Annotated in this window: 3 protein-coding genes; 1 reads left to right on the forward strand and 2 read right to left on the reverse strand. The window is 68.2% G+C overall.

Annotation, left to right across the window (positions count from 1 at the left end; translation table 11 throughout):
- Positions 1 to 48: 48 nt before the first annotated feature.
- Together JF781_RS27335 and JF781_RS27340 are read right to left on the reverse strand one after the other, a co-directional pair.
- Positions 49 to 1,992, reverse strand: a complete 1,944-nt coding sequence (locus tag JF781_RS27335) for a fumarylacetoacetate hydrolase family protein (protein ID WP_225330613.1) — start codon at positions 1,990 to 1,992, stop codon at positions 49 to 51.
- The gene (locus JF781_RS27340) at positions 1,989 to 4,256 is read right to left on the reverse strand and encodes an ATP-dependent DNA ligase (protein ID WP_225330614.1); all 2,268 of its coding nucleotides are present in this window, start codon (positions 4,254 to 4,256) and stop codon (positions 1,989 to 1,991) included. The genes JF781_RS27335 and JF781_RS27340 overlap by 4 nt, the downstream gene beginning before the upstream one ends.
- 11 nt (positions 4,257 to 4,267) lie before the next feature.
- On the opposite strand from JF781_RS27340, the gene JF781_RS27345 reads away from it, so the two are divergent.
- Positions 4,268 to 5,191 (forward strand): carbohydrate kinase, encoded by a 924-nt coding sequence (locus JF781_RS27345; RefSeq protein WP_225330615.1) that lies wholly within the window; start codon positions 4,268 to 4,270, stop codon positions 5,189 to 5,191.
- The last annotated feature ends 57 nt before the right edge of the window (positions 5,192 to 5,248 follow it).

The following is a 5,248-nucleotide window of genomic DNA, read 5'->3' on the forward strand; positions in this document are numbered from 1 at the left end:
GCCTCGAGAAATGCGTTGGCAGTTGCACTTTCGCGGACATAAGCAGCGTCACCCAGCCCGTTTGGCGAGCCATTCGGCCTGCATCACGAGCAGGGCCATGACCTCCAATTGCGGTGTCTGCGGGTCGAGTTCGCGGTATCGCTGGTAGACGTTGACGACGACGCGCTCGGCGTCCAGCCAGGACGCGTACTCGCCGAGGTCGATGGTGTCGGCGGCCTCGGCCCACGACAGGCCCTTGCGGTAGGCGGCCTCGGCCTGTTCGGCGACGTGCATGAGATAGCCACGCACCGCGCGGATTCCGTCCGGGTCGGTGACCGGTCCGTGGCCGGGCACCACCGTCGGCGCGTCCAGCGCGATCATGGCGTCGCAGGCGGCTACCCAGTTGGCGATCGGGCCGGCCCACACGATGGGTGTGCAGCCGATGAACAACAGATCGCCGCCGAACAACACCCCCGCGTCGGCCACGTGCACCACCGAGTCGGCGGCGGTGTGCGCGGGACCGAGATTCAGCACATCGATGCGCCGCCCACCCACCTCGACGGCGAGGTTGCGCTCGAACGTCTGGTCGGCGTTGCGCAGTGTGATGTTGCTGAAGTCGAAGTGCCCGAAGCGTTCTCGCGTGTACGGGGTGGCGATCGGCCCGAGGTTGGCGGTCTGCGCCATGGCCAGCATTTCTGGGGCCATCCCGTGTTCGATCTCCTCGGCGGTGCCGCGAGCGGCGATGATCCGCACCGAGGGATCGAGCAGTTGGTTGCCGTGCGTGTGGTCCCCGTTGGAGTGCGTGATGACCGCGTCGGTGATCGGCGCGGACGCGGTGAGGGGCCGCATCGCGGTGAGCATTTCGCGGGTCAACGCCAGGTCGAACAGGGTGTCCACCAGCAGGGAGGCCCCGTCGCCGGCGATCAGCCCGGCGTTGCTCCATCCGTAGCCGCCGTCGGGCAGGGTCCAGGCCCACACCCGGTCGGCAACCTCGTGCAGTCCACGGGTGTAGGGCACTCGGGCGCGGGCCCGGTTGACCCGCGGTCGGGCCGGGGCGGCGTCCGGATTCGGCCGCGCGGCCAGCGGGTGCGGCGCGCCGCTCGCACGCACGGTCTGCCGGGTCTCCCCCAGCCCTTGGACCTGCAGCGTGACGATGTCACCGTCGTGCAGCCAGCCCGGAAACGATTCCAGGGCCGCGGGATTGAGGTGCTCAACCAGCGTGCAGGTGGGCACCGTCCCGGAGCCGATGACGTCACCGGGAGCGAGGGTGACGCCACGCGACGCATAGGAGATGACTTCGCCGAAGGTCCAGTCCATCTGGGCGGTCGATCCGGAGCCGATGACGACGTCGTTGACCAGGGCGGTGACCCGCAGGTCCAGTTTGCCGTCCCGGCAATACGGTTCGAGCTCGTCGGGGGTCACCAGGTAGGGGCCCAACGTGACCCCGCTGTCTTTGCCCTTGCCTTGCCCGATGCCCAGTTGACTCTCCATCTGCTGCAGGTCGCGGGCGGACCAGTCGTTGAAGATGGTGTAGCCGATGATCGCCTGTTCCGCCTGTTCGACCGTGAGATCCTTGCCCCCGGCCCCGATCACCGCGGCGATCTCCAATTCGAAGTCCTGCCACGCACTCCCGGGCGCGGTCGGCGCGTCGTCGTACGGACCCAAAACGGTTGCCGGGCAGGCGAAGTAGAAGGCCGGTATGCGGTACCAGGAGTCGCCGAGGGTGCGTCCGGCGCCCAGCGCGGCCTGGCAGTTGCGCATGTGGTCAAGGAAGCACAGCGAGTCCCGGATCGACGGTGGGCGTGGGATCGGTGCCAGCAATCGCACCTCCGCCAGCGGGACGACCGCCGCCGGGGATCGCTGCGCATCCTCACCCGCTTGCCGCAAGCCCTCGGAACCACGGGCCACGAGGTCGAGGAGCGTCGCGCCCGACGGCATCGCATGGATGGCGTCGCCCGAGAGCACGCCGACGCGTTCACCGCCCGAACCATCTTGGTAGGTAACCCATTTCACTCGCGCACCACCTCACTTGCCTCCTTGTCCGGTCGCAACCCGCGCCAGCTCGATTGACGTAACCGGTCATCCGGGGTCCACTCGCTGTAGCGCACCTCCCCCACCAGGACCGGCTCGACGAACGTCACGCCCCTGGTCTCGGCCTTGGGAAGCGGTGGGGCGAAGGGGGATTCGCCGGTGTGCAGCGGCGCCAGCGTCTTCTTCAGATTGGCCAGGTCACGTTCGGTGAACCCGGTGCCGACGCGCCCGGCGAACCGCAACCCTCCCGCGCTGGGGATGCCCATCAGCAGCGAGCCGATGCCGCTGCTGCGCCCGCCTTCACCGGCTTTCCAGCCGCCGATGACGACTTCCTGGGTGTTCCAGTGCTTGTCCTTGATCCACGACGACGAACGGCGGCCCGGCTGGTAGGTGGAGTCGCGCTTCTTGGCGATCACCCCCTCCCAGCCGCGCTCCCCGGAGTGCGCCAGCGCCTCTTTGCCGTCTCCGGGCAGCGGGTCGGGGACGATGAGCTTGCTGCCGGCGGCCAGCATTTCCAGCAGTTTTCGCCGATCCCGGTAGCGGGCCCGCAGCAGCGAGCGGCCATCGAGGTAGAGCAGGTCGAACGCCCAGAATTCGACCCGCGAGCCCCGCCCGCGGTTTTGCATCTCGTGGAAGTTGGGGACTCCGGAGGAGTCCAGCACCACGGCCTCGCCGTCGAGCACCACGTGATGCTCGGCGAGATCTTCTGCCAGCCAACGCAGTTCGCGGTACTCCTGGGTGACTTCGCGGCCGCGTCGCGACCGCACACGAAAGGAACCGTGGTCGACCTCGATCAGAAGCCGGTAGCCGTCCCATTTGCCTTCGAACGCCCACTGGCCGGCCTTCAGGGCCGCGACCGAACCGTGGGTGGCCAGCATCGGGGCGATCGTGTCGAACTCGAAGGCCTTCTGGTCCTTCATCCGGTGCGCCAGCCACTGGTCGCCATTGGTTTGAATCAGCGCGTAGCGTCCGGAGATCTTGCTGCCGTGCAGGTTGACGATGACCTCATCGTCAAGGAACTTCTCGGCGTCGTAGGTTCCGGAGTCCCAGATGATCACCTTGCCCGCACCGTATTCGCCCTTGGGGATGACGCCTTCGAACCCGCCGTATTCCAGCGGATGATCCTCGGTGTGGACGGCAAGGTGGTTGACCGACGTGGTGTCGGGCAGGTTCTTGGGCACCGCCCAGGACACCAGCACACCGTCGCGCTCCAGCCGGAAGTCGTAGTGCAGCCGGCGGGCATGATGCTCTTGGATGACAAAGCTATTCCCTTGCCCAACAGCGGGTTTCGCTGCGGGCACCGGCTCGGGGGTTTTCGCCGCGTCGCGCATGCTGCGGTACTTGGTCAGCCGATCCGGGATCGGCGCGTCCTCATCCAACGGCGCCAGCAGATCGCCGTCGCGCGCGACCCGGGCCAGCACTTCGTCATACCGCAGCTGGCGCAGCGACGGATCGTCGAGTTCGTCCCAGGTGCGCGGCGCCGCGACGGTCGGATGTTCGCGTCCGCGCAGCGAATACGGCGCGATGGTCGTCTTGGAGCCGTTGTTCTGACTCCAGTCCAGGAAGATCTTCCCCGCCCGAAGGCTTTTGGTCATGGTCGACGTGACCAGCTTGGGCATCGTCTTTTCCAGCTGTTGCGCAACGCGTTTGGCCAACACCGTGGCGCCTTTACTGCTCACTGGCTCGTCGAGCGGCGCGTACAGGTGCAGGCCCTTGCTGCCGCTGGTGAGCGGGAAAGTGGTCAGCCCGATCCCGGCCATCAGGTCGCGGACGGCGCGCGCCACCTTGGCCATCTGGGCCATCGTCACGCCTTCACCGGGGTCGAGGTCGAACACCAATCGCGTCGCCGGGCCGGGCTTGAGCTCTTCGGCCCGGCGCCGCGTCCACTCGGCGACGAACCGCCACTGCGGCACGTGGACTTCCAGCGCCGCCTGCTGGGCGATCCAGGCCAGGCCGGTGGGGTCGTCGATGATCGGATAGGTCGTGGTTCCGGATCGGTGGGTCACGCTGGCGCGCGGCAGCCAGTCGGGCGCCGACGAGGCCAGTTGCTTTTCGAAGAAGGATTCCTGTTCGACGCCGTTGGGCCAGCGTTTGCGCGTGGCCGGGCGCCCGGCGACGTGCGGGACCATCACCTCGGCGATCCGCGTGTAGTAGTCGAAGATGTCGCTCTTGGTGGTTCCGGTGGCGGGGTACAGCACTTTTTCGGCGTTGGTCAGCTTGACCCGCGGACCCGCCGTCGAACTCATACTGTGAGTCTATGGGCGGCGCGCTGGTGATCGGTGAAGCGCTGATCGACAGGGTCGAAGGGCGCGGCGCCGCCGAGCACGTCGGCGGTAGCCCACTCAACGTGGCGGTCGGTCTGGCCCGGCTGGAACATCGCGTCGACTTCTTGACCCATATCGCCGACGACCCACCCGGCCGGCGCATCGCCGAGTACCTGAAATCCGCTGGTGTGCAACTCGTTCCGGGGAGCGCCTCGGCCGAACGCACGCCGACCGCAATCGCGACCATCGCCGACGACGGCTCGGCCAGTTACACATTCGATCTGCAATGGCGGCTTTCCGGCACCCCCGAGGTGGCGCCGCCGTTGCTGGTGCACACCGGGTCGATCGCGGCGGTGCGCGAGCCGGGGTGCTTGGCGGTCGCGGCGCTCCTCGAGGCTTATCGCGTCTCGGCCACCCTGAGCTTCGATCCCAACGTGCGACCCTCGCTGATCGCCGACCGGGAAGCGGCGCGGGCCCGTATCGCGCATCTGGTCGAGCGCAGCGACATCGTCAAGGTCAGTGACGAGGACTTGAAGTGGATCGATCCCGATCACGAGCCGCAGCGCACGGCCCGAGGCTGGCTGGCGGCGGGACCCGCGATCGTCGTCCTGACCATGGGCGGCCGGGGCGCTACGGCGTTCTGCGCGGCCGGGGATGCGCGGGTGGATGCCCGGCAGGTCCGGGTGATCGACGCCGTCGGTGCCGGCGACGCATTCATGGTCGGCCTGCTGGATGCGCTGTGGGCACTGGATTTGTTGGGCGCCGACCATCGGGCCGCCCTGCGCCGGGTCGGGCTCGACGCGCTCACGGCGGCACTCGAGACCGCCGGCCTGGCGTCGGCGCTGACGGTCTCGCGGGCCGGCGCCGATCTCCCCGATCGTGCCGAGCTGCGGGCCGAGGCAAACCGCGGCCCCTAGCTTTCTCGAGCGGGGCCCATACGCTCGCGGGCGTAACGCCACGGCGAAAATTCGAGG

It is taken from the genome of Mycobacterium sp. WUMAC-067 (genome assembly GCF_020217485.1).
Lineage (GTDB): Bacteria > Actinomycetota > Actinomycetes > Mycobacteriales > Mycobacteriaceae > Mycobacterium.